The sequence below is a fragment of the Desulfobacula sp. genome (genome assembly GCF_014237455.1).
Taxonomy (GTDB): domain Bacteria; phylum Desulfobacterota; class Desulfobacteria; order Desulfobacterales; family Desulfobacteraceae; genus Desulfobacula.
Genome location: NZ_JABZFL010000067.1, coordinates 1 through 2835, shown reverse-complemented (window position 1 = coordinate 2835; position 2835 = coordinate 1). Strand labels below are relative to the sequence as shown.

Here is a 2835-nt window from a genome sequence, read left to right as displayed (position 1 = left end):
GATGACTTTATGGCTCTGATGCCGCAAAATGTTGACAAGACCCTGCTTGCAGGTCCCGCCGTTTAAATTTATATCTGATTTTCACACGCCTTGAGGGTGTGGTTCCTTAAGCGCTTACGATTTAACTGCCTCATTATTCACATGTGGTTTTTTAATTTTGGGTGTCTGTTATAGCGTATATGATTATGGAGGTATTACATCTGTTTCCCAATTGCTGGAAATAGGTGTAATGATTGGTTTCCTGATAGGAAGCTACTTGTTGGCTAAAAACAATTCATATGGCTGGGTGTTTTTCATGCTCATGAATGGAAGTATGGCCTCATTAATGTGGATTCAACACAAACCACTTTTATCAGTTCAGCAGTTGGTTTCTCTGTATTTTGTCATATACGGATTCGCAGTTTCACTTAAATCAACACGGACCAGATGCTAACAAGCTGCGCTCCACGAGTTATTATTCAAAGCTTGAACCCAAATAAGGTGAATAATGCAAAAAGTGGTTTTTCTGTGTGATGAATGAAATTTTCCCCGGCCACATGATGTAGTGTCAGTCTTTGATAAAAAAAACAGGAATTGTTAATAATAGTCCGGGCATTTAAATCCGGCATTGTGGGGATTTCGTTTCTTAAAACAAATTTGCATTATACCGCAATATATACTAATATTATCTTCATACCATTGACCTGAATCGTAAATGGGATAAATATATTCCACCTTAATTCCCATTAAAGGCCCGTGGTCAAACACAATCAACCAAATATTAACTTAATTAGTTGAGAGATCTTTTTCGTTTTTGGATAGTTTTTTTTCGAAGGAACTACAAAAAAGAATGAAATGGAATTATGCCCATTTTGCGGTGAACCACTACATGAGTCAAACTCAACACTATAAAAAAATTAACCTTCAACAGTAAAGATTCCCTGCCACTCCCATATATTGTGCCCGGAATTTTTAAAGCAAATAAGCCCCATCAAGAAATATATGCGCCAATAAATTTTTTCCAACCCCAATATTCTGAATATCACTCCATTGTTGTCATGCCGAAGATTGAAACGCCTTACCCCACCATCCTGGAATTTTTAACAAACCGATTTCCAGCTGTCGGCCAGGGCATCTGGGAAACCAGGATCCATTCAAAAAAAGTTCTGGCCGAGACGGGGAAGCCAATCACTTTTACCACGCCCTACACCCCGTTAAAAAGATTGTATTATTTCAAAGAGGTGGAAGAGGAAGTGATCATTCCCTTTAGCGAACGAATCATCTTCTGCAATGAAGAGCTGCTGGTGGCCTGTAAACTCCATTTCCTGCCCGTGATCCCCGCAGGGCCTTATGTGAACGAGTGTCTGCTTCACCGCCTTAAAAAAACAACCGGGAACAAGGAACTTTCACCTATCAACCGGATCGATCGGGAAACAGCCGGCCTTGTTTTGTTTTCAATGAACAAAAAAAACAGGGGCCGATACCAGGAACTTTTTATGAACGGGAAAGTGGAAAAAACCTATGAGGCAGTGGCCCATTATGACCCTGTTCAGAGATTATCGTCATGGATCGTGGAAAACCGGCTTGTCACAGGGGACCCCTGGTTTAGGATGAAAACAGCGCCGGGCAGGCCCAATGCTGTTTCAAAAATATCCCTTGTCAGGTCTGGAAAAAATCGAGCACTTTTCCGATTGTGCCCGGCAACCGGTAAAAAGCATCAATTGCGACTGCATCTGAGCGGATTGGGCTTTCCCATCCTCAATGATCGGTATTACCCGAATCTTCTGCCCAAGAAAAATTAACCTTTTCAGACCCGCTTCAGCTGCTTGCCCGAAAGATACAATTTACTGACCCGGTATCGCTCAAATCGGTGAGCTATGAATCTGAACGTCAGCTGGTGGAGGTGTAGCAGGGTTCTTGCAACATAGACCAGTTTGATTAATTCAGCCCCATTCCAATTACAAGGCCAACAGCAATGCCAAGGCCGATAAATATTGACCCTACAACAATTCCAACGGCAATGTTGTTGTCTGACAATAGTTTTGATGTATCAAAGGGTGTAAGTTTATCAAATAGCTTAAACCCCAAAAGCATAAATACAAGTGTAAGGATCACACCGAAAATTGCATATAAAAAATTTGCCATTATGATTCCGGCTTCCATTATTTTAACACTCCTTTTACCTTATTTATTTTATCCACATATCCAATTGTTTCTTTACTGTGTTTGCCAGTTACATTAATTAGATTCTTTTTAATGGATGACCATATATTTGGATCCATACCTTTGCTTTTAGCAATCTTTTGGGTTTTAAGGATATTGCCTTTCCCTGCATTATATGAACCAAACATAAATGCAAGCCTGTCCATGAAAGGCCTTTTTGCCTTCCATAGCTTCCAGATATTCCGATCATAATAAATACCCGCTGCAATATTCCATTTTGGCTGTAAAGTACTCCCTTTTATTGAAGGGTGTTTATACTTAATTTCTTCAAATGTTTTTGGCATTATCTGCATAATGCCTTTTGCACCTACATGAGATTTTGCATCAGAATTCAGATTGGATTCTGCAATAGCCTGGGATTTAAAGTATCTCCAGTCAAAGCCTGGTCCAAAACAGTGTTTACTATATTTTTTAAAATACGAATCATATTTGGTGACTCTATTGTAACGTTCATACCCAAATGAAGATATTGGGCAAGACAAAAGTAATATCAAAAATATTAATATATATTTTAAACTGAAGTTTCCCATTTTTTATCAGAGATATATTCGAAGTTGACCACATCTACCTCAAAAGTATATGCGAAGATATACTATAAAATCAATTGGTTATGGCAAAGAAAATTTGTTTTTG

Annotated in this window: 3 protein-coding genes; 1 reads left to right on the top strand and 2 read right to left on the bottom strand. The window is 38.9% G+C overall.

Annotation, left to right across the window (positions count from 1 at the left end; genetic code table 11):
• The first annotated feature begins 1037 nt into the window (after positions 1-1037).
• Complete coding sequence (locus HGJ91_RS09735; RefSeq protein ID WP_291347552.1) at positions 1038-1781, top strand: pseudouridine synthase; 744 nt, start codon at positions 1038-1040, stop codon at positions 1779-1781.
• A 136-nt stretch (positions 1782-1917) separates the two neighbouring features.
• Here HGJ91_RS09735 and HGJ91_RS09730 read toward each other — a convergent pair whose 3' ends face one another.
• Together HGJ91_RS09730 and HGJ91_RS09725 are read right to left on the bottom strand one after the other, a co-directional pair.
• The gene (locus HGJ91_RS09730; protein ID WP_291347551.1) at positions 1918-2142 is read right to left on the bottom strand and encodes a DUF350 domain-containing protein; all 225 of its coding nucleotides are present in this window, start codon (positions 2140-2142) and stop codon (positions 1918-1920) included.
• Positions 2142-2732 carry a transglycosylase SLT domain-containing protein gene (locus HGJ91_RS09725; RefSeq protein WP_291347550.1) on the bottom strand — a complete coding sequence of 197 codons (591 nt, stop codon included), beginning with the start codon at positions 2730-2732 and terminating at the stop codon, positions 2142-2144. The genes HGJ91_RS09730 and HGJ91_RS09725 overlap by 1 nt, the downstream gene beginning before the upstream one ends.
• Positions 2733-2835: the final 103 nt, after the last annotated feature.